Below are 22,047 nucleotides of genomic sequence, written 5' to 3' on the forward strand. Positions count from 1 at the left end.
AGCCAACGAGCTGCTGGAGCGCATCCGTCCCCTGGCGGAGCGGATGTGCTCAGACTGGGAGGAGCACTGGGACGGGAACAACCACGTCGCGGTGCTGGGCGGCGACGCCCTCGCCGCGGAGGCGGAGATCGAGGCCCTGGTCGGCGACCCGCAGGATTGGGACGACCACTGGGACGCCTCCGAGCGCGTCACGGTGTGGGACGTCGACGGCGCCACCAACGGCGACGAAGTGGAGGAGTACGGCATCACCGCTGCCACCACCGACGAGGAGCTGGAGGGGATCGAGGAGCAGATCCTCGACGCCCTCACCGAGGTGTCGCCGTCCGGCGAAGCGGTCCTGGAGGGGGTGGATGAGTACCTGCGCTCCGAGCGCGATCGTCTCGTCGAGGAGGCGCGGGAGACCTTGTACTGGTCCCTGGTGGAGGGGGCCATTCCCGCCGGCCGTGCGGTCGACCCCGAGCCCGCCGGCCTCACCGTCCCCGACGAGGTCGCGGCCTGGGCCAAGGGGCACGGCTTCGGTCCCGAGCGGCCCGACATCTACCTCCTGGTGGCCACCGAGGAGGACGCCGATGATCTCGACGGCGAGATCGACTGGATGAGGACGCAGGCGCACCCGGATGAGGCCGGCAAGATCCGCGCAGTCCTCGCCCGGCGTGACGCCTGACAGACCGAGACGGCCCCGCCCAGGGCACGTGGGCGGGGCCACCTTGAGTGTAGGAGCCCCCTTTGACCCTTTGGCCACATCAGGAAGAGGCCGTCGAGGCCGTGGTCAAAACCCTCGACGAGTACGACCGGGCGCAGGTCATCATGGCCTGCGGCACCGGCAAAACCCGCACCGCCGCCGAGATCACCGCCCGCATCGCCCCCACGGGCCGCGTCCTGGTCATCATCCCGACCCTGGAGCTGCTCCACCAGTCGGTGCAGCAGTACCGGCAACACCTCGGGGCCAGGGCGCGGCGCGCGGCCGCGATGGCCCGGTGCGCGGGAGTGGCCATGTCCACCAGGCGGCGGTGGACGGCGGCAGGGTGAACGGCCAGCTCCGCGCGCAGCCCAGCCGGGTCGGGGTGGCCATCGGCACGCACCGGCCAGTCCAGGTGCCACCGACCCGACCGCGGCCGGTACGCCACGGCCACCTCCAGGCCGTGGCGGTGTCCCAGGTGGTCGGCGAACTCGTTGATCGCGGGGCCGGGAGGCGTCGCGGGCATCCCGGGCAGGGTGGCCACCACCTCGGCCGGGATCGCGGCGGCCTGGTCCCGGTCGTAGAGCAGATGCCCCTCGTAGGCGCCTACGGCGGCCAGGTGCCCCTGCTCGACCAGGAGAGGGATGTGGTGAGGGCGCACGGGCCACCCGGTACGCGCGGCCAGGGCGGCGGCGGTGCGGGTGGCTCCTACTGGCCGGTGCGAGTCGGGTGCGTCGGACATGCTCTCCATCCTCGCGGCCGGGGGCGACATCTGAATCTGACATGACGATGCCCCCCGCCCGGCGCGGTGCCGAACGGGGGGCTTTTCTCAGGCGTGGGGCGAGCTGGAGGAGATCTCCTCCAGCACCTCTACCGCATCCGCGGGGACGATGAGCGCGACGTCCAGGTCGCCGCTGGACCACTCCTTCTCTTGGGGTGAGCTAGCCGGCCAGCGCGTCCCGCGCGGTCGCGTACAGCGGGACGGGCTCGACGACGGCGGTGCCGCCGTGGCGGGCGCGGTGGGCGGCGGCGTAGGCCAACGCCTCCTCCTCGGAGGCCAACGCGACCTGGATCTGGATCTCAGCGTGGTCGGTGAGGACCACGTACACCTCCTGCATGGGGCTCCTTATCGGCGTCCGCCCAGCCAGTAGGCGTCGGGCGCGGTGGAGTAGGCGGTCTCGGCCAGGGCCAGGTCCTCGACGGTCAGGCGTAGGTGACCGGTCTCCCAAAGCAGCCGCAGCCAGACCGCTTCGAGACTGGCGTCGGGCTGGTCGGCCGGGAGGCCCCCGGTCCGGTAGTGGTCCAGGGTCGCCTGCGCCAGGGCGTCGACCTCCGCGCGGGTGTACCAGGAGGCGCCCTGCGTCTCTCCCGGGGCGGGGGTCAGGACGCCTTCGGCGGTGGCGCAGTAGACCCACCAGTAGTGGCCCGGGTCCGGCACGTGGGGCAGGGAGGCGCACAGGTTGGGCAGGCGCCCCTCCCACAGCAGCCCGGACTCGGTCACGGTCAGACCGGTCTCCTCCTGGACTTCGGCCACGAGCGCCTCGGCCACCGAGGTGTGGGCGTCGCGGACGTGTCCGGCGACGGGGGCGGTGCCCTTGGGCCACCAGCCGCGGGTGACCATGAGCAGCCGGTGTTCCTGGTCCTCGATGAGCACACCGACCGAAGTTCCACAGCAGGTCTTCATGACAGCTCCTTAAGAAGAAGGGAGGGAGCCCGCCCGAGGGATGTCTCGGGCGGGCGTTCACGGACGGGGGGGTGGGGTCAGTGGGACAGGTGTGGGGCGGCCGACGCCGGGTCTCCGGGGTCGTACCAGGCCCCACACCGGCAGCGGACGGTCCAGCCGGCCAGACAGCGAAGTAAGCGGGCACGTAGCATGAGGGGTTCCTCCTCTGATTGGGGTGGACCCGGGGCCGTGTCCTGACAGGCGTGGTGGCCCCGGGAAGGGCGCCTCCCGCTGCAACGGGAGGCGCCCTCTCGTATGCGGGGTCAAAGCCCTTCGCAGTCGGGGCAGACCAGGCCGCCCTCCTCGGTGACGCGGCCTCCGCAGTCGAGCACGATCGCGGCGGCCTGTTGCGGGGTGTCGACCGGGCCGAGGTCGGTCTGGCACCTGGCGCAGGCTGCGGTGTGGGCCGCAGGGGTTCCGCCGGCGGCGATGCGTTCGCGGATCGCGGCGATCTCGGCGTAGACCGGCGGGGGCGTGGTGGTGTGCATCGGGTCCTCCAGAGAGGTCGTCGGGATGGAGCGGACCGGTCTGGTCCCCGAGGCCGCCGCACGGGTGCGCGGCGGCCGGAGGGAGAAACCGGGATAGTCACTGTGCGTACACGCAGCGGGCTGTCAGCGGGTTGTCTCGTTGTCTCGGCCCGGGGCCGGCCTCCGGGTTTTCCGGGTGCCAGCGGGGTTTGTCTCGCGCCAGAATCGGTTGATTCTTCGCATTGGGGCACGGAACGGGTGAGACAACAGGATCGTTGTCTCACCCGGCCCGGACTCCGCCGGTGGTGACGGCGCGTGGCGGTCAGGCGGCGAGCTGCCAGCCCCGCCGGCCGGGCAGCGCCTGGATGACCCCGGCCTCGGCCAGGTCGTCGAGCGCCCGCGACACGGTGGCGCGCGAGCACTGCTCCGCTCCCATCACCCGTTCCTCGATCTGGCCCCGGCGCAGCGTGCCGCCCTCGATGAGGGCCGACAGCACGGCGCGGGCGGGGCCGGACCAGCGGGCCAGCAGTTCCTCGTGGGGGTCGCGGGTGGCGGCCGCGAGGATGCCGAGGCCCAGATCGCGGTCGGTGAGCAGGTCGGGGTCGATCTCGGGGATCTCGATGGACGGCGCGGTGATGTTGGGCAGCGCCGGTTCGGTGTCCCCGGCCTGGCGCGTGGTGGGCGTGTGGCCCGCCTCGTAGGCGCGCAGGCGTTCCTCGGCGTTGGCGATCTGGGCCTCGGCGATCTCGTGACGGCGGGAGTACAGCCCGCCGGAGCCGGCGTCCAGCGCGCCAGCGGCGAGCGGGTCCAGTTCCTGGGGTGCGGTTTCGAGCGCGGCGTCCATGAGCGCGGCGGTGACGTCGTTGGGCGCCCACGCCGCCTTGAACGGGACCTCCCGACCGGAGTCGACCAGGCCCACGCCGGTGATCTTGGGCAGGGTGGACGGGTCCAGGGGGATGTCGGCGATCATGCTGGACTGGTTCCTGCTGACCCGCAGCGCCACGGTGTTGCCCGCGGTCGCGCTGGAGCGCACCGCGTCGTCCCCGCCGAAGGTCTGGAGCCCGTAGATCTGGGAGGCGTAGATGGCCTGGACGCCGGCGGCGCGGCCCTCCCGGCCGACCCTCCCCCACTTCTCCGCATTCTTGGCGTTGATCACCACGTGGCACTCGTCCACGATCACCACGATCCCCGGCCTCGACCGGCTCGGGGTGAACCCGGAGGTCTTCAGCCGGGCGGAGTTCTCCAGGCCGCGGGCCTCGATGACCTCGATGAGCCCGTTGAGGATGGCGTCCCAGGTGTCGGGGTCCTTGCCCACCGCCCAGTGCGCCCGGTCGAAGATCCGCGGCGAGCTACCTCCGTTCTTGGGGTCGAGGTAAAGGATGATCGTGGTACCGGTCTGCCAGATACCGAGCGCCAGCGCGTCGATGAGCCCGCTCTTACCGGACCCGGTGGATCCGGCGACGAACCCGCCCCAGATCGAGTCGGCGGTGTAGAGCCGCCACAGGGCCTCGCCGTCGCCGTCGGCGTAGGGACCCATCCGGATCGACACGTCGGGGCCGTCGACGACCACCCGGTCGCCGTCCAGCGGCACCTTCTTCGACAGCAGCCCGACCGTGACGATCTTGACGTCCAAAATCGAGGAGTCCGGCTTGGGGTCCGCCTCGCTGGGCTCACGGTGTTCAACGAGAATGTCGGCCTCGGAGACTCCCAGGCCGGTGGCGACGTAGCCCAGCGCGGCCCGCACCGACCCGATCGTCTGGCGGCCGGGCACCAGGTGCAGCAGGCCACGCACCCCGTAGGGCTCCTCGGTGAGGTCGGTGAGCTTCGTGCCGGGCAGCGGCCCGGAGGAGGAGGCGACCCGCGTGCGCCACTTGCGCGCGATCGGATGCTCGCCGGGCGGCGGAGGCGGCGCCAGGTGCTCCTCGGCCACGTCCAGGACACGGGACACCCGATGATGCGCCCAAAACCTCGACCCTAGGGCGAGCAGGGCCAACAGGCCGACCAGCCCGGACCACCACCACGCGGCGACCGAGGCGGGCTGGATGAGGATGATCGCGATCAGCCACACCCCGGCCGCGCCCGCGCACACCCGCGCGTGCGCCGGATCGACCTCGGCCCACTCCGACGCCAGCCTCGTGGCCCGGTGCCGGCGCGCCGCGACGGTACGCAGCAGCCGCAGCGCCACCCACGCGCCGGCGCCGGTGGCCAGCGCCATGAGGATCGCGTGGGTGCCCGACACCTCGGCCGCGCGGGCGGCGACCACCCCGGCTGCCAGCACGAGGCCGCCGACCTTCCACGGGTAGAACTGGGCCGCCATGTGCCGCCGGATGGAGTCCGGGCCGGGGCGCAGCGCGGCGGCCAGCACGCGGCGGACGACCGCGGCCGCCCCCTCAGGCTGGAAACGGGCGCGTTCGGGGGACTGGTGCTGCCCGAGAGCGGCCAGCACCTCGGGGGGCAGTCCGGCCGCCACGGGCGACTCCTTCTTCGGCGTCTTCTTCTGGGCCACCACGGCCCTCCTTCCTCGTCACTGTGCGTACACGCAGCGGGCTGTCAGCGGGTTGTCTCGTTGTCTCGCCCGTCCGGCGGCCCCGGGATTGCGGGCCAGCGGGCGGGAGTTGTCTCACAGAAAACCGGGAGATAGTTCGCATTCGGGGACAAGCGTGATGAGACAAGAGGCCGAGTTGTCTCACCGTTGTCTCATCACGTTCCGTCACCGAATCGGGGCGTAGGGAAGGGCCGCCCACGACGTGGACGGCCCTTCAGGAGCGGTCAGCGTCCGCCCAGTTGGTACTCCTTGTTCGCGGCCTGGCCCCGACTCGCCTCGTATGCCTCCTGAACCGCGCGGTTGACCTGTTCCAGTACCGCGCGGGCCTTGACGGCCTGGGAGATGTAGGCGGTGCCGATGTCGCGCAACGTCGCCAGCTCCGCCAGCACCCCCTCCCCCATGTCGGCCGCCCGCATCTGACCCTCGACGATCTCCAGCATCTGGTTGCCCTGACGGACCAGGGACCCGATACCGGTGAGGGTCTGGGCATGGGCGTCCAGGCCCGACGCATCGGAGTACCGCAACACGCTGCCGTTGGTCGCGATCCGATTACCCATCATGATGTGTTCCTCCTGTAGTGATGCAGGCCGGATCTTCCGGCCTCAGTGGGGGTGTGCGGCGGTACGGGTGGCGCGTTCGTGGGCGAGCAGCGCGGCGATCGCCTCGTCGACCTGCTCGGAGTCCATACGGCCGATCGCCTCGACGTCGGGGGCGTAGCCGGCATCGGCGAGCATCGTCATCAGCACCATCCGCCGATACGGCAGGGGCGTGACCTGCGGGTCGGGGGTGAGCACGGCCACCTCCGTCGACGCCGGACCGGCGCTGTCCTCCTCGACCTCGACTTCCTCGGTCGTGGTGGTGCGCCGCCAGGTGCGGGTACGCCGCGGCCGGTCCTGCTCCGGCTGGTCCTGGACCGACGGCTCCGGGTCGGGGGTGAACTCGTTCTCCTCGCTGACCACCTCGGCGTCGACGATGCCGTCGTCTCGGCGCGCCCACCGGCGGATCGTCTCGGCCCGACGCCGCCGCCGCTCTTCCCGCGCAGCCTTCCGTTCCGGGCGGGTCTTGCGGCGGGTGGCCCGCCAGTGGTCGACGTCTTCGCAGGCGTCGAGGTACCAGTGCTTGAGCACCATCCGCGCGCCACCCCGCAGGTCCACCGGGCTGGTCCGTACCTTCGACGGGTCCATGGCGGCCTGGAGCATGGCCTGCTCGGCCTTGAGCTTGGCCATCCGGTAGGCGTGGGAGGGCGGAGTCTTGCCCGTGGCCATCGCGGCGGTGTCCACGACCCCGTTCTTGACCACGGCCGCGAAGACCATGGCGATGATCAGCATCTCCACGGCGGCGTCACCACCCCAGCAGTGGGCCGAACACGCCCGTGCCGGCCCCGGCCACCGCGTCGACCACGGCCGTCCCGGTGGCGCCCACACTGCCGGAGGCCGCCAGGACCAGGATCGGCAGGCAGATCGCCGCCCACTGGCCGTGCTCGTCCAACTTCTTGTCCTTCCAGGCGTCGGTGGCCACCATCACCACGACGAACAGGCTCACCGCGGCGAGGACCGCGCTCACCGAGACCGGCTCGGGGAGCAGACCCAGCGCGAATCCGAGCACCCAGGTGATCACGGCGATCGCCCAGTCCCCCAGGAAGCTCAGGGCGAACAGGGCGCCTCCGAGCACGGCGAGGGCCGCGGAGATGATCCAGTGGACCTTCTTACGGATCAGCCAGAACAGGCCCAGGCAAAACGCCGCACCGATCGTGTACAACGGGCTCTCCTTCCAGGTCAGGCGGCGTAGACGCCGATGAGGACAGCGGCCACCACCAGCCACGCGGTGGCGTGGCGGGCCGGGGACCGCAGGATCCAGATCGCGATGTGCAGGGCGCTGCACACCGCCAGGGCGGGGGCGGCGTAGGCCCGCGCCGCCGCCCGCCAGGGCCCGGACTCGGGCAGGTGGGAGCCGTCCATGGCGAACTGGAACTCCTCGGCCAGGGAGGGTTGGCGCTCCCGCCACACGTCGGGCGGCCGGTAGGTCACCCCCAGCCAGCGGATCGTTCGCTCGACGTCGGCGGCCGTCTGGCTCTCGGGCACCGCGATCTCGGCACCCGGAGGGCCCGGAGGGGAGGCCTCCTCTTTCCCCTCCTCCTTCTCCGGCTGGGGCGGGGTGCCAGTGGGCGCTCCCCGCACCGCCTGGGCCAGCACGTCAGGCAGGTCCATCACGATCTCCTCCTCTCAAAACAGGGCGTCCTGGCCGCTGCACAGCACGCAGGCATCCCACGGCTGGGTGCCGTGACCAGCACGGTCACGGCACTGTTCCTCGGCTGGTGGCGCGACCTCGGCGAGGTGCGCGGTCAGATCGGCGTGCGCGGTGGCCCAGCGGGCGCGGCGCGGGCCGGTCTCCCCGCAGGTGCAGGCAGCCCGGTAGACCCAGGCCGCGCCGGCCGAGGTCTCCTCAACGCGGTAGACGACTTCCGGCCGGTGCCGGAACGTGGTGGGCAGGGGCATAGGACCTCCAGGTAGTGGAGGGCCGCCACAGCGGGTGTGGCGGCCCTGTTCAGCCCCGCTCGGGCGGGGCGCGGATACCTACGGATCGGTCGATTCGGTCGATATGGACCTCCTTTCGACAGCCGGGCAAGGGGCGGGCGTCTGGCGGCGTCCGACTCATCCGGGAGGTCTCCCGGCGGCATCGGCGTCTCGGCGCGCCCGGCCTCGGAGTGGTGGACAGAACCGCCCGGCCGGGCGGGTCGGGTGGTTCTGTCCACCCGCCGAAGCGGGGGAGGCGCCCCAGGGGGGCGCCAGGAGAGGCGGGAGGGGGCACCCGCAGGTCAGCGCGGGTGCCCCCTGTTCAGCGGGGTGCGGGGTCAGCGGTCGCCTCCCAGGACCGACACGTCGTGGCCGGCCTCGGCGAGGCCGTCACGCCACCGGCGGATGGTGCGCGGGTCCACGCCCATCTCGCGGGCGGCGCCCTTCACCGTGGCGGCCTCGGCCTGCTGCATGTAGGCGAGCAGCCGCTCGGGGCCGGACGGCGCCGCGCCTCCCGGGGAGGCGCCAGGGGAGGCGGAGGGAGGCGTGCGCAGGTCAGCGGGGGAGGCGCCCCGCGTCGTGAACCCGAACCCCACCGTCTGCTGTGCCACGGGCGGTACCCCGAGCTCCGACAGATCATCAGGTGCCTGTGGAAGCTCGGCCACCGAGTACACCGGCGCCGCCAACCGGAGCCGGTTCTTCAGCTTGATGCGTTGCAGCTCGACGTCGGCGGCGCCTTCGTCCAGGGCCATCTGCTGCTCTGCCTGGCGGCGGATCTCGGCGAGCGCTCGCTGCTGCTCGGCGTGTGCCCGAGCGGCGGCCAGCGCCAGCTCCTTCTCGGTCTTCGCCGTCACGTAGGCGGTCTGGCGCTCCAGTTCGGCCAGCTCGGCCCGCTGTTCCTCGGTCAGCTCCGCCGACAGCCGGCTCGCCCGCTGGGCCTCTTCCTCAGCGCGACGCCGGGCCTCTTCCTCAGCGCGGCGGGCCTCCTCGGCCGCGGCCCGCTCGGCTTGGCGCTCGGCCTCCAAACGGCTGGCCGTCTCCTCGGCCCGCAACGCGGTCAGCCAGTGCCACCCGGCCTTGGCCGCCACCGGCAGCACCGCCAGCAGCGCCATGGGCCAAGACGTCACCAGGCCGTGCACCAGCAAGACCACGGCGGCCCCAGCGGCCAGGACCCACCCGGTGCGGGTCAGCACCGGGGACACCCGGCCGGCGCGGGAGGCCTGCTGGTGCTCGATCGCCAGCACCCACAGCCAGACCGCTTCCACGCCGATCCCGGCCCCCAGGCCAACCGCGTGCGGGGCGCCGCCGTGGCCGGCCAGAAGGTCCCACACCGACCACACAGTGAACACCGCGGACGCGGCGGTCACCACCGTGGCGATGACACGGGTGAAGTCCACACTCGCCGGGGAACCAATCTGTTCGGAGACCATAGGCTCAGGGGCAGGGGCAGGGGCAGGGGCAGCAGGGGTTTGCGTCACCGGCTCCTGCGTGACGGAAACAGCCGGAGACGGCGACGGCTGCACCTTCTTGCGGAACATCTCTTCACACCTCTTCTTCCAGTTCTTCCAGGCGATCACGCGGCCGCCTCCAGCAGCCCGTTGGGAATTTCGTGGTAGCAGGGCGGGCAGTGCCCACCCATCGACGTCGGAAGGCAGCAGTCCCACACGACGCCGCAGGTGCGGCAGGTGTGCCGGGCGAGCAGCGCCCGGGCGAGCGCGCGCTCCCTCGCGGGGGTCATCGGCCGCACCGGGACCGCGAGGTCGATCCGGTAGAGCGCGGCCGAACGGACACCACCGGTGTGACCGGCCCGGCGGGACCGCCACATGATCTGCCCGGCCGGGTCCTGCCCGCCCGGCCGCAGCCCCATCTCACGGAGCTGGCTCCGGGTGGCGAGGTGGTCCGGGGCGTAGCCCCACGGCCACGTCGGCAGGTGATGGCGTTCCCCGGCGGGGTCGAGGAACACGGCGACGCTACGGCGGCTCACGCCGCCTCCCCGAACTCACCAGCGGCCTCGTCCAGGGCCGCGCACATCAGGTCCCACCCTGCGGACAGGGCGTGCGCCAGCGAGGCGCCCATCAGGACGCACAGCCACCCGGCCGGATCCGGGGAGGCCATGACCGCGGCCAGGGTGGCCAGGGCCAGGACCGTGATGGCCGCGTCGGTGACCACCATCGGCAACGGGGCGGCCCGCGCGATGCGCGCCATCCCCGCCAGCAGGTCCCCCAGGGACAACACCCTCATCCGACGGTCTCCGTTCCCGGCCGGGCCGAGACCGCCCGCAGCCGGTCCACTTGGTCCTGGTAGTGCAGGATGAGGTAGGCCTGGGAGTCGATGTCGTGCTCAGCCACCGCCAGGTCATGGCGCAAGCCCCGGTTTTTCAGGCGCAGGGCCGCGATCTCCCGGTCGCGGACCTCCAGCTCGTGGCGCAGGGCCGCGAGCTCCTGGCGGAGCCGGTCGGCCTCGGCGGCGTCCACTACGCCGAACAGGCGGTGCAAGGTGGTGGTGTTCACGCTGCCTCCAGGACGGCGTCGTCGCGGCCGGCGCGAGCGTCGCGGTCGCCGACGTCGCCGGTGTCGGCGTACAGGGCCTCGACGAGGGCCTGGTGGTCGGGGTCGCGGTACGGGCGCCGGCTCCCGAGGACCGGGAGGTCCGGCGTGATGGTGGCGAGGATGGCGTCGATGACCTCGACGGTGAGCCCGTCGCCGGGCTCGTCGACGTCGACGTCGAGCAGGTCGTGGTGTCCGCCGCGCTGGCGGGGGATACTGAGATGCATCGGGCGCTTCCTTCCTGTTCTGGGTGGCCCGGTTCGGCCCGGCCGGGGAGGCACCCCCGTCCGGGCCTTCGTCGTCGTGGTGGGCCGTGTGGCCCCGGCCACGCCCCCACCGCACAGGCGGGGACGCACCGGCGTCACGCGGACGCGCAGAGTGATCAATCAGTGGCGCAGGCATGCCATCGGGCCAGCCCGCAGGTAGGCCCGTCGTGCTCTACGTCGTCCCCTTCGCCGTCCCGTCTGAGCTGGGGATGGGGTCAGGGGCAAGCTCGCTATGGATTTTTCAAAGCTCAGGCGCACCGGGGCTTCCACGCGGTGAGCAGGGCTCTCCCCTGGCCACCGGAGTCCACGTCCGGGCAGTGGTGGGCCGCCGCTGGGGCGGTCCGTCGTGCCTGAGTTCTAAGATAACCACCGTCATTGTTTTGTCAACACTGACGGTGGTAATCTTTCAGCTGAGCCCAGGAGTCAACATGAGTGACGGTGGTTATAAGGTGGTGGCCATGGCGGCCAAATACGAAGAGATCGCAGATGAACTGCGACAACGCATCAAGAGCGGGGAGTACGCCCCAGGCACGACCCTGCCGAGTTACGAGCAGATGTCGAGCACCTACTCCGTTGGGAGTGGAGTCATCCGGCAGGCCCTTGAGGTCCTGAAGGCAGAGGGGCTGATCAGCGTGGCGAAGAAGCGCGGCATCACGGTCCGCGAGCGCGGCAGCCGACGGCGTATCGAGCGTGGATCGCTCGTGACACGAGACCCCGCAAGGGGCTACATCTTCTCTGCTGCTGCATCAGCGACCGAGCCTTGGCAGACCCACGGGCGCCCTCGACGTGACACCGTGCCCATCACAGACCGACCTGCTGAACTTCTGGGCATCACACCAGGGGAACTGGTACTCCGCCGTCGCAGGGTCACCAGCCCCACTGGCGAGCCGCCGTTCCAACTCGTGGACACGTGGATCCACCCCGACGCGGTGGCCGACGCACCTCAGGTGGGGGATGCACACACGGGCCGGGGTGGCTACCTGGATCGGCTGGAAGAAGTCGGCCATGGCCCGCTGACCTGGACGGAGTACACCCGCGTGCGGATGCCCAGTCCGGAGGAGGCGCGACTGGTCGACATGCCCGACGCGATGCCTGTGCTCGAAATCGCCCGCGTCGGCGTATCCGCCCGCACTGGTCGCCCGGTCGAGGCCACGGTCTGCGTGATCCCGGCCGATCGAGTGGAGCTGGTGACAAAGCTGAGGCGGGCGAAGTCGGCCCGCTGGGGAGAGTGATCGCATGTCACCGACGATCGCGTGACCAGGCGCGGCCCCACGAGAGGCACTTGGGGGGCGCCCGAATGCCCCCTAGCTGCCCCCTAGACGGACCACCCGACGAACAGGAGCGTAGGCATCATGACGACGACTCCCCCCTCATGGGCACGCCGCATCCGACGTGAGCGGGACCTGCGCGGCTGGACCCAGCGCGAGTGCGTTCAGCGCCTGCGCTACGAATCTGCTCGCCCGCTCCCCGACGACGACACGCTCCTCTCCATGTGGAAGCGGTGGGAAGGCGGGCGTGTCCGCCCTGATACCGAGTATCAGAGGCTGATCGCGGCCCTGTTCGGGACCGTCTCCGGCGCGATGTTCGCCGAGCCCCGGTCCGCCCGAGACGTCCTCACCTCCGCCGTGGGCGCCGAGGAAACCCCTGACCTGCTCGCGCGGATCCGGGCGAGCAGCGTCGACGACGCCGTGCTCCAGGGTCTTCGGATGACCACGGACCGGCTGTGCGCCGACTACCCCTCCACTGCTGCGCACCAGCTCCTCGTGGAGGCCCGCGGGTGGCTCGCCCGGATCGGTGACCTGCTCGATCACCGCATGACCCTCGCCCAGCACCGGGAGGTCCTGTCGATCGCGGGCATGCTGACGCTGCTGGTGGGCTGCCTGGAGCAGGACATTGGGGCTCCCACCCGCGCCGAGACGACCCGGAGGTCCGCGCTCGCTCTCGGCACCGAGTCCGACGACCGCGACGTTGTGGGCTGGTCATACGAGATGACCTGCTGGTTCGCGCTGACCTCGGGAGACTACGGGCGCGTGCTCGCAGCCGCCGACGCCGGAGTAGCAGCAGCCGGCCACCGGAGCGTCAGTGTTCAGCTCTACGCCCAGACTGCCAAGGCCGCAGCGCGAATCGGAGACCGGCGTCGCGTCGAGATCGCGCTCGACCACGGCCGTCGGGTCCTGGAGGACCTGCCCTACCCCGACGACACGGCTCACCATTTCGTCGTCGACCCCGCCAAGTTCGACTACTACAGCATGGACGTGCTGCGGCTGGTTGGTGACGACGCCCGCGCCGACGCCCTGGCCGATGAGGTGCTGTCCCGGGCGGTGGACTGGCGGGGTCGTCTCCTGTCCCCGATGCGCGCTGCTGAAGCCCACGTCACCAAGGGCGTGATCGCAGCCCGGCGCGGTGATTTAGAAGCCGCGGTCGACCACGGCCGTCGGGCTTTGGAGGGGGACCGGCAGTCCATCCCGTCCCTCGTGATGGTCGGCGGTGAGCTAGCCCAGGAGCTGACGACGCGGTACCCGAAGGAGGTGGACACCCAGGAGTACGTCGATGAGCTACGCGCTCTGGCCGCCTCAGGCGGCTGACAATCGCTAATGTCGTTCCACTACCCAGACATGACGAAGCCCGGAGCTGCAACCCTCCGGGCCCGTCCAAGCAAACAGTGAGCTGGTCGACTGCAACCTCAACCGGTGTAGCTCACCCCGCCAATCAGTTGTACGGCCATCGTACCCACTGGGTGCGACGGCGGGGAGGGCGAGTCGCCGGAAGGTCGTGTCGGCCTGGAAAGGTCTACACCCCGTGCACCCTTACCCGACCATGTGGGCACTCCTACATGCCCCCGTCCGTGACGCCGTGGAACGCGCCATCCTGGTGGCCATCGCCGCCACCGGCGACGAGGCCGGCACCGGCTGCCAGGCCCGGATCCCCAGCCTCACCACGACCGCCCGCGTGACCGAGACCACGGTCGAACACGTCCTCCAGGAACTCGTCGAGCGCGGCCTGCTCCGCCAGGACGGCCCCGTCTGGGAGGTCCTGGTCCCGGCCGACTACTACTCGACGACACAGATCTGCGAGATCAACGAACGCCGCGCTGAGAACGGCCTGGCTCCGATCACCGCCGTGTCCCACCCCACCGTGCAGACCGGAGGTGCGGAGTGAACGACCCGAAGCGCCAGTACGGGACGATCCTGATGCGCGCGCCGTTCTCCGGCGACGGTCACACGATCATCTCCAACAGCGCCGCGAGAAACCGGCGGCTGTCGTTCAAGGCCCGGGGCATCCTCCTGTTCCTTGGTTCCCATGTGGAGGGCTGGGAGACCAGCGAGGAGCGTCTGGCGGCCGAGGCCACCGAGAAGCTGGCGGCGGTCCGCAGTGGCCTGGCCGAGCTGGAGGAGGACGGCTACATGTACCGCTTCCGCGAACGGCTGCCCAACGGTCAGCGAGGCAGCGCCCTGTGGATCTTCTCCGACGACCCCGCCGCCCTGCCCTTCCACGTCCAAGTTGTCCTGGAACGGATGGCTCGGGAGGGTCGTCGCTTTGATCAGGAACCGGTACGTACCCGCGAGTCGGTCAAGCCCAAGCGCCGCCGCAAGGCCGAGACGATCCAGGAACCAGGATGTGACAATCACATGCTGGAGCCCGAATCGCAAAATCCCAGCTCAGCGCCAGGATGTGACAATCACATGCTGGAGCCAGGATGTGATCAGCCAATGTTGGCTAATCACATGCCTAAGAAGACCAATGTTGGAAGGGAGGGGGAGGAACGGGACGCGCGGGCGCGCGCGAACGACGGCTCCGGCGGTGTGGAGGGGGAGCGCCGCTACCCCGGGGTGAGCCTGGCCTCCCGTGACTTGATCGCGACGATCACCCGGGACGTCCTCCCCCAGGGGCAGGGCATCTCCGAGGAGGAGTGGACCGAGCTGGCGGCGCTGCTGGACGCGATGCGCCCCACGGTCGAGGTCTCCCCCATCTCCTGGGAGGAGTACACCGCCTGGCTGGCCCAGGGTTGGGTTCACCCCGACGGCCGCCCCGCCTACCGCACCTTCCACGGCGCGCTCAGGTGGCGTCTGAGCCCCGAGCGGGTGCGCGGCGAGGCCTACGTGTGGGCGCTCCAGCAGCGCGCCGCACAGGACGACTCCGGCCCGCAGGGCGGCCGCGACCCACAGCACCGAGACGACCCGTTCACCGGCACGCCGGAGCGCTCCGGCACCTGCGGCGTCCACGGCACCGCCCTCACCACCGGCGTGTGCATCCCATGTGAGAACGAGGTCCGCGCGGAGCAGAACGCGGAGGCCCGCCGATGGAGCGACTCGTTCGACGACCTCCCCGCCGATGAAAGCGACGAGGTTCCCAGCGTCGAGGAACTGGCCGCGCAGCTGGACGCCGCGGCCGGCGGGGTCCAGGGGGAGCAGCCGACGCCGCAGCGGCCCTCGCGGCCGGAGATCGCGGCGGTGCGGGAGCGTCTGGCTCGGGAGCGGGAGGCGTGGCGAGCCAGGTCGGCGTGAACCGGAAGGGACTGCACCGTGTAATCCCGCCGCTTGTGTGCGCACGCGCGTACACACAAGCGGCGGGAACCAGCTCCTCGACGGCTTCCCCGGCGTGATGATGGAGGCCGGCACACCACCCCCAGGAGGGCTCGATGCTCGACCGCATTCCGGTCTCCTACGCCGTGGTCACCCCGGCCGGGGCGATCAGCTTCCGCAGGAGCACCCCCCGCACCCTCATCCGCACCATCTACGACCAGGTGACGATCGGCGACAACGAATCCGGCTACGACTACCTCGGCCGCGCCCCCGACATCGCCGCCTACTACGCGGCCCCCTACTACCCGGACGTCCTGCCGGTCAACGTGGTGGCCAACCGCATGATCGGACACCTGGACCCCGTCGGCGGCCTCGGCCAATGCCACGGCGACGTCGCCTTCGTCGGCACCGGCGGCCCCACCGCCTGGGGAGGGCTGTCCGCCACCTCGCTCCGCCGCCTGGCCGCCGTCTACCGTGACGCCGCCAACGCGGCCGCGGCCGCTGGCGCCCGGCTCGATATCGCGACCCCGCTCACCTTCGTCCCGGTCCCGGCCGTCATGGAGGCCGTCCCCGAGATCCCCGAAGAGGAAGAGGAGCCGGAGTTCTGGGACGAGCGGCTGGAGCGGATGCGCCCGCCGGGGCCTGACCCCGCGCGGTAGCCGGCCGGGGCGTGAACCGAGTGGCGGGCTGGGGTTCCCGGCCCGCCTTTCGTGTGCGCGGGGTCGACCTCGCCCCGGGCGGGGGAGGCGGATCTGATCGTGGCCAAGCACTGCAACGGCCCCACCGCCACGGTCACGGTGGCCTTCCAGGGGCACTACTCCCGGTTCGCCGATATGGCGCGGGGGTAGCCCCAACGGGCCTCAGGGGCGCTATGAGCGGTCAGTGTGTCCAAGGAAAGGGGGGAAGTCCCCTAGGGGCTTTCAGCTCGTTCACGGCCTCTCAGAGGCCACCCGCGAACTCCAATCGCCCCCTCACCTTTACAACATCAAGGTGAGCGGAAGTATTTTCGGGAAGCGCAGGCCTCAGTCGGTCTCAGGGCAGGTCAGCGCGCGCGTTCCGGTCGTGCTTGAGGGCGAGCGCGATCTGATCATCGTCCAGAACCGCAACGGGGCCACCGAGACGGTCCAAGGTGAGAAATTTGTTTAGTTATCTCAGTTTTTCTTAGGGCTAACCTGATGTCCCCCTGATTCCCTTGAAAAACAAGGTCACAAGGACATGCCGAAGAAGAAGAAGCGCGGTCGGCGTACTGCCTCCCGAAAGCCCCATGGGGCTCGCCGAGGTCCTCTCACTCCCTCAGCACCTCCTTCCGTCGATCTGCCGCTCAACGCCGAGGATCCCCTCGTCCGCCTGGAGTTCACCCCGCAGGCCACGCCTGAGGAGATCGAACTAGCCATCCGCTACTGGATGCCGGGGGTCGAGGGGGGATGGGCCGAACTGGTCACCGCCCTTGGACCCACCTCGCAGGTCGCCGGACAGGTCCGCCAGGTGTGCACCGCCTACCTCCTCAAATGCCTGTGCGGAACCTGCGCCAGCCCGCTCACCGCAGCGACCCGCAGCAAGGCCGCTGCCCTAGCCGGCGCCGAGCTACGCGGCTACACCGGGGGCACCCCGCTGTGCGCGGCTTGCAGGCACGCTCTAGAACAACAGCAGGCCGAGGAAGCCCGCGCCAAGCAGGAACGGGCCCAGGCGTTGGAAGAGGCCAAGCAGAAGAGCCTGACCACCTTCCTGGAATGCGGCGGGACCTTCTCTGCCTCCGTCAACCGACAAGAGCGACGGTTGACGGAGCTACCTACCGAGCAGGCGTGCGTACTGGAAGCGATGATCAACAGAGCACAGGTCAGCGCAGTACTCCCCGCCGCCATTGAGCTCAAAAGGGGGTGGATGTGGGAGGAGAACGATCTCGACCAGAAGATGATCACCGGGCTGTTCGAGAACGGTTGGATCCGAATCGACCCGTCAGTCTCGTCGAAGAACTTCTCCTTCGACGAGGAGGGGCAGATAGTGGGTTACTACCCACTCTGTGTCCCCTACCGGCTGGTGACCTCGATTGAGGAGACCCAGGAGGACATGTTGGCTCTCCTGCTTGCCCACAGCAGGAGCCGGCATCTGCGAGAGCTCACGGCCCACGTCCGCAGAATGGAGGCCAAGAGCCTGCTCCGCTACCTCAACGGCATGCTCGTCGAGCGGTACCACTATCCACCGATCCCCGAAGAACGCCTGTCCGAGCTCCACGAGATCCTCCTCGATGGCCTAGACGACTACACCTTCGGCCAGATGGTGTGCTTCTGCTGGCGCGCTGCCGACACCGCCGCGGGATGGAAGGAACGTAAGGGGCTCAGCGACGCTCATGCCTCCTCGGCCACCATCACCATCCTCAAGGGGAAGATCGCTGCCGCCCGCGAATGCAAGTCCACAGTCCCCAAGTACGACCTGCCCAAGTCCCAGGTCGATCCCCCCGCGCTGGCAGCCGGCCGTTCCCTGATCGCCAAACTCCAAAAACAGATGGAGCTGTCCTGTGAGCTGCACGACGAGCAGCTTCCCTGTTCCTTCTGCCTGGGAATGCTCTACGCCGGAGGAGAGGACGCCCGAGAGATTCGTGACCACTACACCCTTTTGGGGGGCGACGGAGTCCGTCTCAGGCCGGACCTGGCGACCAAGCCCCAGCTGATGAGGTAGGCGCAACCACTACAGCACCGACGAGACCACCAGTACGCCCAGCCAGGCCCGTTCCTCGGTGCCGAACAAGGGCTTGGGCGGTGTGGTCATGCGCCCCTGTGGGCGCGACACGCCGACACGCCGTATCCGGTGATACCTGGGTACATCCGGGGTCCATCCGGGGTCCATCCGGGGTCCGAGTAGGAACGGAACGGTGAACCCCGGCAACTGTCACATCTGTTGACACCCCATCCGTTCCGCCTTCGAGGAGCGGACTTCCTCCGACGCGCGGCGGTGGTTGATCACCGCGTCGCAGAACACCGCCAGGTGGTCGGCGTCCCACGGGGTTAGCACCCCGGTCTTTTCCAGGTCGGGGGCCAGGCGCTGCCACACGTCGAGGGCGGTTTCCTCGCCGGGGTGGGCGTCCACGTCCAACGCGATCAGCCATGCGGGCGGTTCGACGGGTCGGGCGGACGGGATCGGCTCGTTGTTGTTGATGCGGTCTTCGCGGTCGCCGTCGAGGCGTTTCTGCGCGGTGGGCTTTCGGGGGCGTCCGCCGTTGCTGACGCTCATGGTGGGGCACCCCCTTTGTTCGTTTCCGGCGGGGCTCCTGTAGTCGCCGTCGAAGGCGATTCAAGGGTGCCGCGTGCTTTCTTCGGGGCGGGGGGTGTTAAGGCGGGAGTGTCCATCTGAGAGGCGGGTGGACCCCTCTGACCAGCGGCCCAAGGAACACTTCGGGAGTTTTGTCGGCGCATAAGCCGAGTCACCCGCGCGCCCGACGGGGGATACCCCGGAGCGATTCCGACCCCCCTCCCCTGAGGAAAAATTGGGAGGAAAAGCCCGAGGTCAGGATAGGTGCCCCAGGAAAAGTCCGGTAGGAGTTGCCCACGCATTAATGCGTCACCGAGCAGGTCCAGGACCTCGCGGACATGAAGCCTTGCGCTGACGGGGTACGGACAGACGCGAACGGCGCCTCCCCGTGGCCACGGGGAAGCGCCGTTCGGCGACGGGCTACTCCTCGACGGCGTGGAGCGCGATGAGCAGCATCACCATGCGGGCGCGCGCTCCCCACCGGTCCCGCGCCTCGACGGGTGGCCAGACCTCGCCGCCGATCTCCTCGGCGAGCCGATCGGCGGCCGTGGTGAGCGCGGGGTGAGCGGCCACGTCGGCGGGGTGGGACCGGCCCGCGATGGCGGCGTGGATGAGGCCCTGGACGATCGCGTCCATGAGCCGAACCTGCGTGTCGGGGGGAAGGACGGTGGCTTCACCGAGGCCGGCCTCACCGAGCGCGTCACGCCACGCCTCGCGCACCGCCTGGTGCACCCGTAGCTCGCGCAGCGCCCGGTCGATGGTGGCCTGGTCGGTGGCGGTGCGGGCGGTGGCGAGCAGTGCCGTGTCACGGCGGGCGTGATGAGCGGCCAGGCGGGTGGCCGCCGTGTCCCACACCGCGATGGCGAGCTGGGCGCCGATCCGGGCGCCCGCCGCGTCCAGGGCGTCGTCGTCGTAGCGGTCGAGCGCGTCGGCGAGAACGCCGCTGACCGCGATGGCGGCGTGGTCGGGAAGGTCGTCGTCGGCAAGGGCGCGCCGGTGGTAGTGCGCGTCGACGCGCACCAGATCCGCGACGACGTCGTGGAGCGCGTCGATGGGGTCGGGGAGGGTGAGGCCTGCGTCGGCGAGGGCGCCGTCCCAGAGGGGGCGGATCGCGGCGCGGATCTCCACGGTGCGCAGCGCGGCGCGGGATGAGGCGAGGGCGGTGGCCAGCTGGTCGAGGCGGGCGTGCAGCCGGGCGGCCTCGGCCGAGGGGTCGGTGCTGTCGCAGGTCCAGCCGTCGATGCCCTCGTGGTGGGCGATGTCGGCGAGGGCCGCGAGGGTCGGGTGGGCGGCGTCGCAGATCAAGGTCAGGGCGTCGTCGTAGACCGGGGAGTACTCGTTCATCGGGCTCCAATCGGTGCGGGAGGGGCGGTCCCCAGCATGGCGCCGGGGACCGGCCGTTCGGGGGCGGATCAGCGGGATCGGGACACTCGGGACACAGGGTGGGGCCAGGGCAGCGCCAGGCCGTCACCCTCGACGCGGGGGACGATGTGGGCGTGCAGGTGGTGGACGGTCTGTGACGCCGCCTCCCCTTTAGAGGTGATCACGTTCGCGGCGGGCTGCTCCGCCACCATGTCGGCGGCGGCCGCCATCGTGAGCGCGGTGATCGCGGGATCCACGCCGGCGTCGGCGACATGGGCGTGCGGGATGACCAGGACGTGGCCGGGGTGTACTCCACCGGAGCGGGGCCGGATCGCGATCACGTCGTCCCACCGGCGCACCACGACCGCGGGGGCGGTCCCGGCGACGATCCGGCAGAACGGACAGTCCTGGGGGCGGATGGCGGGCCGGTGGACGTCACGGTGGTGCACCTCGACGTCCAGGCCGTGGCCGCGAAGGGCGGCGGCGATGGCCTGGGCCACCGCCACGGACCGGTGGCGTCCCCACCGGCAGCGGACACGGATGCGCAACGGCTCCCCGGACGGCTGGAGCGGGGCCAGAGCGAGGGCCTGGACGACGGCTCGGTCCACCGTCTCCCGGCTGCCGGGGGTGGCCAGGACGTGGGCGGCCAGGGCCGCATCCAGGCCGGTGAGCCCGCGCAGGCCGGGGTCCTTCGCGGGGTTGTGCAGGGCGGTGAGGTCGATCTCGATCGCGGTGCCGGCCGGGGCCGGTCCGCGCAGGGTGCCGTAGGTGCTGATCTCCACATGGGCAGGCATGCGTGCTCCGTTCACGGACGGGGAGGGAACGGGGCTCCCCCTCCTCCCAAGCGGACCAGGAAAGAGGGGGAGCCGAGCGGTTAGGGGAGGGAGACCGAGCCCATGGCGGAGTGGGCGCGCACCCGCGGCCGGGCGGCACCGGGAGCAGCGGTGATCGCCACGTTGCCCATCGAGGTGCGGGCCTCGACGTCCTGGGGCTCCTGGCCGGTGGCGTGCACGGCGATGTTGCCCTGCGAGGTCCGGGCGACGATGGGGCCGGACCCGGTGACGGTGACGTTGCCCTGCGAGGAGCGGGCCTGGATGCGGCCCTGGCCGCAGTCGACCACCACGTTGCCCTGGCTGGTCCGCAGGTGCGCGGTCCTGGCCACCACCCCGATCCTCAGGTCCCCCTGAGAGGAGCACCCGTCGATCTCCCCTGCGGAGGACACGTTCACCGTGCCCTGGGACAGGTCGGCGTCCACGGCCTGGATGTGGCCGCGCACGGTGAGGTCACCGACCCCGGGGTTGCGGACCCGCAGCCGGGAGCCGTGGGGCAGCCGGACCTCCAGGCGCAGGGCCTCAGCGCCACCGTCGATCACCTGTCCGTTGACCCGGACGACGCCGCCAGAGGTGGTGAAGACGCCGCTGTTGACCACCGACCCGGCGACGATCCCGCCGATCACCATGCCGTTCACCGTGCCGTAGTTCGCCCCGCCGATCTGGATGGCGCCTCCACTGGAGTAGACGACCCCGCCGAGGTCAGGGGTGGGCAGGTCGATGGCCCAGGTGGTGCCGGTGGTGGTGGCGGTGACGGCGTCGAGCAGGTCGGTGGGGCCGGTGGCGGTGATCGTGGCCCGCTCGACGTCGCCATCGACGGTGACGCGGATCTGGGCCGGACCGTCGATGGCGAGGTGGAGGGCGCCGGTGATGTCGGCGGTGAACGTGCGGTTGGTGCGGTCGGTCATCCCCGTCATGATGGGTTCTGCCTCTCTGTAGGTGCCGGGGCCGCCATGCCGTGGAAAGTGCGGCGGCCCCGGTGTTCGGAGCCATGACACCTTGTTGATGTCATGTCTACAAGGTAGGCCCGGGGGGGCACCTTGTCAATGCGACATCGACAACGTATTTTCGGGGCATGACCGACGACCTCATGAGCACCCAGGACATCGCCGACCGGCTCGGCGTGAAGGTCTCCACGGTGCGCCAGTACAAGCTCCGCGGAGACCTCCCCGCCCCGCTCCGCACGATCGGCCGGTCCCCGGTGTGGCGCCGGGAGACGATCGAGGCGTGGATCGCCTCCCGGCCAGGTCAGGGATGGCGCCGGGACCGCCCCCGCGACGCCGCCACCGACTGACCCCGGGAACACGAACGCCCCCGCCGACGTGTTCGGCGGGGGCGTTGCCGTGC

At 70.7% G+C, this 22,047-nt stretch carries 27 protein-coding genes; 9 read left to right on the top strand and 18 right to left on the bottom strand.

Translation table 11 applies throughout. The annotated features are described in order from the left end of the window. Both ACYVHU_RS26145 and ACYVHU_RS26150 read left to right on the top strand, forming a co-directional pair. A partial coding sequence (locus tag ACYVHU_RS26145) for a hypothetical protein (protein ID WP_498949813.1) occupies positions 1 to 664 on the top strand: 664 nt, incomplete at its 5' end. A 101-nt stretch (positions 665 to 765) separates the two neighbouring features. After that, on the top strand, positions 766 to 1,029 hold the full coding sequence (locus ACYVHU_RS26150; protein WP_498949871.1) for a DEAD/DEAH box helicase family protein: 264 nt from the start codon (positions 766 to 768) through the stop codon (positions 1,027 to 1,029). Positions 1,030 to 1,620: 591 nt separating this feature from the next. On the opposite strand, the gene ACYVHU_RS26155 is transcribed toward ACYVHU_RS26150, so the two are convergent. From ACYVHU_RS26155 to ACYVHU_RS26220, 14 genes are all read right to left on the bottom strand, one after another. Continuing rightward, positions 1,621 to 1,797, bottom strand: coding sequence for a hypothetical protein (locus ACYVHU_RS26155; RefSeq protein ID WP_498949814.1), 177 nt, complete (start codon positions 1,795 to 1,797; stop codon positions 1,621 to 1,623). An 8-nt stretch (positions 1,798 to 1,805) separates the two neighbouring features. Further along, on the bottom strand, positions 1,806 to 2,363 hold the full coding sequence (locus tag ACYVHU_RS26160) for an NUDIX hydrolase (RefSeq protein ID WP_498949815.1): 558 nt from the start codon (positions 2,361 to 2,363) through the stop codon (positions 1,806 to 1,808). Between the two features lie 302 nt (positions 2,364 to 2,665). After that, positions 2,666 to 2,890 (bottom strand): hypothetical protein, encoded by a 225-nt coding sequence (locus ACYVHU_RS26165; RefSeq protein WP_498949816.1) that lies wholly within the window; start codon positions 2,888 to 2,890, stop codon positions 2,666 to 2,668. A 301-nt stretch (positions 2,891 to 3,191) separates the two neighbouring features. Then, the gene (locus ACYVHU_RS26170) at positions 3,192 to 5,375 is read right to left on the bottom strand and encodes a hypothetical protein (protein WP_498949817.1); all 2,184 of its coding nucleotides are present in this window, start codon (positions 5,373 to 5,375) and stop codon (positions 3,192 to 3,194) included. A gap of 263 nt (positions 5,376 to 5,638) precedes the next feature. After that, complete coding sequence (locus tag ACYVHU_RS26175) at positions 5,639 to 5,974, bottom strand: hypothetical protein (protein WP_498949819.1); 336 nt, start codon at positions 5,972 to 5,974, stop codon at positions 5,639 to 5,641. 42 nt (positions 5,975 to 6,016) lie between these two features. After that, entirely contained in the window at positions 6,017 to 6,748 is a 732-nt protein-coding gene (locus ACYVHU_RS26180; protein ID WP_498949820.1) for a hypothetical protein, read from the bottom strand. A 7-nt stretch (positions 6,749 to 6,755) separates the two neighbouring features. Further along, the gene (locus ACYVHU_RS26185; protein WP_498949822.1) at positions 6,756 to 7,172 is read right to left on the bottom strand and encodes a hypothetical protein; all 417 of its coding nucleotides are present in this window, start codon (positions 7,170 to 7,172) and stop codon (positions 6,756 to 6,758) included. Positions 7,173 to 7,189: 17 nt separating this feature from the next. Then, on the bottom strand, positions 7,190 to 7,621 hold the full coding sequence (locus tag ACYVHU_RS26190; protein ID WP_498949824.1) for a hypothetical protein: 432 nt from the start codon (positions 7,619 to 7,621) through the stop codon (positions 7,190 to 7,192). Between the two features lie 15 nt (positions 7,622 to 7,636). Further along, entirely contained in the window at positions 7,637 to 7,909 is a 273-nt protein-coding gene (locus ACYVHU_RS26195) for a hypothetical protein (RefSeq protein WP_498949825.1), read from the bottom strand. A 356-nt stretch (positions 7,910 to 8,265) separates the two neighbouring features. Then, positions 8,266 to 9,357: a hypothetical protein gene (locus tag ACYVHU_RS26200; protein ID WP_498949827.1), complete on the bottom strand. Its 1,092-nt coding sequence runs from the start codon at positions 9,355 to 9,357 to the stop codon at positions 8,266 to 8,268. 143 nt (positions 9,358 to 9,500) lie between these two features. Next, on the bottom strand, positions 9,501 to 9,911 hold the full coding sequence (locus ACYVHU_RS26205; RefSeq protein ID WP_498949828.1) for an RRQRL motif-containing zinc-binding protein: 411 nt from the start codon (positions 9,909 to 9,911) through the stop codon (positions 9,501 to 9,503). Further along, a complete protein-coding gene (locus tag ACYVHU_RS26210) occupies positions 9,908 to 10,168 on the bottom strand; it encodes a hypothetical protein (protein ID WP_498949830.1) in 261 nt (86 codons plus the stop codon). Before ACYVHU_RS26210 ends, ACYVHU_RS26205 begins: the two co-directional genes overlap by 4 nt. Beyond that, positions 10,165 to 10,437 (bottom strand): hypothetical protein, encoded by a 273-nt coding sequence (locus tag ACYVHU_RS26215; protein WP_498949832.1) that lies wholly within the window; start codon positions 10,435 to 10,437, stop codon positions 10,165 to 10,167. Before ACYVHU_RS26215 ends, ACYVHU_RS26210 begins: the two co-directional genes overlap by 4 nt. Next, on the bottom strand, positions 10,434 to 10,700 hold the full coding sequence (locus ACYVHU_RS26220) for a hypothetical protein (RefSeq protein WP_498949834.1): 267 nt from the start codon (positions 10,698 to 10,700) through the stop codon (positions 10,434 to 10,436). Before ACYVHU_RS26220 ends, ACYVHU_RS26215 begins: the two co-directional genes overlap by 4 nt. A 467-nt stretch (positions 10,701 to 11,167) precedes the next feature. On the opposite strand from ACYVHU_RS26220, the gene ACYVHU_RS26225 reads away from it, so the two are divergent. The 6 genes from ACYVHU_RS26225 to ACYVHU_RS26250 all read left to right on the top strand — a co-directional run bounded on the left by ACYVHU_RS26225 (position 11,168) and on the right by ACYVHU_RS26250 (position 17,938). Beyond that, positions 11,168 to 11,971, top strand: coding sequence for a GntR family transcriptional regulator (locus ACYVHU_RS26225; protein ID WP_498949836.1), 804 nt, complete (start codon positions 11,168 to 11,170; stop codon positions 11,969 to 11,971). A gap of 120 nt (positions 11,972 to 12,091) precedes the next feature. After that, positions 12,092 to 13,324, top strand: a complete 1,233-nt coding sequence (locus ACYVHU_RS26230) for an NsdA family TPR-like regulatory protein (RefSeq protein WP_498949838.1) — start codon at positions 12,092 to 12,094, stop codon at positions 13,322 to 13,324. Between the two features lie 214 nt (positions 13,325 to 13,538). Next, entirely contained in the window at positions 13,539 to 13,898 is a 360-nt protein-coding gene (locus ACYVHU_RS26235; protein WP_498949840.1) for a hypothetical protein, read from the top strand. Next, a complete protein-coding gene (locus tag ACYVHU_RS26240) occupies positions 13,895 to 15,244 on the top strand; it encodes a hypothetical protein (RefSeq protein WP_498949841.1) in 1,350 nt (449 codons plus the stop codon). The genes ACYVHU_RS26235 and ACYVHU_RS26240 overlap by 4 nt, the downstream gene beginning before the upstream one ends. 134 nt (positions 15,245 to 15,378) lie before the next feature. Beyond that, the gene (locus tag ACYVHU_RS26245) at positions 15,379 to 15,921 is read left to right on the top strand and encodes a hypothetical protein (RefSeq protein WP_498949843.1); all 543 of its coding nucleotides are present in this window, start codon (positions 15,379 to 15,381) and stop codon (positions 15,919 to 15,921) included. Between the two features lie 556 nt (positions 15,922 to 16,477). Then, positions 16,478 to 17,938: a hypothetical protein gene (locus tag ACYVHU_RS26250; RefSeq protein WP_498949845.1), complete on the top strand. Its 1,461-nt coding sequence runs from the start codon at positions 16,478 to 16,480 to the stop codon at positions 17,936 to 17,938. Between the two features lie 210 nt (positions 17,939 to 18,148). On the opposite strand, the gene ACYVHU_RS26255 is transcribed toward ACYVHU_RS26250, so the two are convergent. The 4 genes from ACYVHU_RS26255 to ACYVHU_RS26270 form a co-directional block, all read right to left on the bottom strand. Next, complete coding sequence (locus tag ACYVHU_RS26255) at positions 18,149 to 18,490, bottom strand: P27 family phage terminase small subunit (protein WP_498949847.1); 342 nt, start codon at positions 18,488 to 18,490, stop codon at positions 18,149 to 18,151. Between the two features lie 438 nt (positions 18,491 to 18,928). After that, positions 18,929 to 19,852 carry a hypothetical protein gene (locus ACYVHU_RS26260; protein WP_498949849.1) on the bottom strand — a complete coding sequence of 308 codons (924 nt, stop codon included), beginning with the start codon at positions 19,850 to 19,852 and terminating at the stop codon, positions 18,929 to 18,931. A 68-nt stretch (positions 19,853 to 19,920) separates the two neighbouring features. After that, positions 19,921 to 20,664, bottom strand: a complete 744-nt coding sequence (locus tag ACYVHU_RS26265) for an HIT family protein (RefSeq protein WP_432941991.1) — start codon at positions 20,662 to 20,664, stop codon at positions 19,921 to 19,923. 80 nt (positions 20,665 to 20,744) lie between these two features. Next, positions 20,745 to 21,608 (bottom strand): DUF4097 family beta strand repeat-containing protein, encoded by an 864-nt coding sequence (locus ACYVHU_RS26270; RefSeq protein WP_498949852.1) that lies wholly within the window; start codon positions 21,606 to 21,608, stop codon positions 20,745 to 20,747. A gap of 167 nt (positions 21,609 to 21,775) precedes the next feature. Between ACYVHU_RS26270 and ACYVHU_RS26275 the strand changes: the two genes are divergently transcribed. Beyond that, entirely contained in the window at positions 21,776 to 21,994 is a 219-nt protein-coding gene (locus ACYVHU_RS26275; RefSeq protein WP_432942081.1) for a helix-turn-helix transcriptional regulator, read from the top strand. Positions 21,995 to 22,047 lie beyond the last annotated feature (53 nt).

It is taken from the genome of Marinactinospora endophytica, from assembly GCF_054780875.1.

Bases quoted from the DNA above. Each gene is read 5' to 3' on its own strand.
- ACYVHU_RS26155 (WP_498949814.1), bottom strand. From the start codon at position 1,797: ATGCAGGAGGTGTACGTGGTCCTCACCGACCACGCTGAGATCCAGATC.
- ACYVHU_RS26160 (WP_498949815.1), bottom strand. From the start codon at position 2,363: ATGAAGACCTGCTGTGGAACTTCGGTCGGTGTGCTCATCGAGGACCAG.
- ACYVHU_RS26165 (WP_498949816.1), bottom strand. From the start codon at position 2,890: ATGCACACCACCACGCCCCCGCCGGTCTACGCCGAGATCGCCGCGATC.
- ACYVHU_RS26175 (WP_498949819.1), bottom strand. From the start codon at position 5,974: ATGATGGGTAATCGGATCGCGACCAACGGCAGCGTGTTGCGGTACTCC.
- ACYVHU_RS26190 (WP_498949824.1), bottom strand. From the start codon at position 7,621: ATGGACCTGCCTGACGTGCTGGCCCAGGCGGTGCGGGGAGCGCCCACT.
- ACYVHU_RS26195 (WP_498949825.1), bottom strand. From the start codon at position 7,909: ATGCCCCTGCCCACCACGTTCCGGCACCGGCCGGAAGTCGTCTACCGC.
- ACYVHU_RS26200 (WP_498949827.1), bottom strand. From the start codon at position 9,357: ATGGTCTCCGAACAGATTGGTTCCCCGGCGAGTGTGGACTTCACCCGT.
- ACYVHU_RS26210 (WP_498949830.1), bottom strand. From the start codon at position 10,168: ATGAGGGTGTTGTCCCTGGGGGACCTGCTGGCGGGGATGGCGCGCATC.
- ACYVHU_RS26220 (WP_498949834.1), bottom strand. From the start codon at position 10,700: ATGCATCTCAGTATCCCCCGCCAGCGCGGCGGACACCACGACCTGCTC.
- ACYVHU_RS26225 (WP_498949836.1), top strand. From the start codon at position 11,168: ATGAGTGACGGTGGTTATAAGGTGGTGGCCATGGCGGCCAAATACGAA.
- ACYVHU_RS26230 (WP_498949838.1), top strand. From the start codon at position 12,092: ATGACGACGACTCCCCCCTCATGGGCACGCCGCATCCGACGTGAGCGG.
- ACYVHU_RS26245 (WP_498949843.1), top strand. From the start codon at position 15,379: ATGCTCGACCGCATTCCGGTCTCCTACGCCGTGGTCACCCCGGCCGGG.
- ACYVHU_RS26250 (WP_498949845.1), top strand. From the start codon at position 16,478: ATGCCGAAGAAGAAGAAGCGCGGTCGGCGTACTGCCTCCCGAAAGCCC.
- ACYVHU_RS26255 (WP_498949847.1), bottom strand. From the start codon at position 18,490: ATGAGCGTCAGCAACGGCGGACGCCCCCGAAAGCCCACCGCGCAGAAA.
- ACYVHU_RS26260 (WP_498949849.1), bottom strand. From the start codon at position 19,852: ATGAACGAGTACTCCCCGGTCTACGACGACGCCCTGACCTTGATCTGC.
- ACYVHU_RS26265 (WP_432941991.1), bottom strand. From the start codon at position 20,664: ATGCCTGCCCATGTGGAGATCAGCACCTACGGCACCCTGCGCGGACCG.
- ACYVHU_RS26270 (WP_498949852.1), bottom strand. From the start codon at position 21,608: ATGACCGACCGCACCAACCGCACGTTCACCGCCGACATCACCGGCGCC.
- ACYVHU_RS26275 (WP_432942081.1), top strand. From the start codon at position 21,776: ATGACCGACGACCTCATGAGCACCCAGGACATCGCCGACCGGCTCGGC.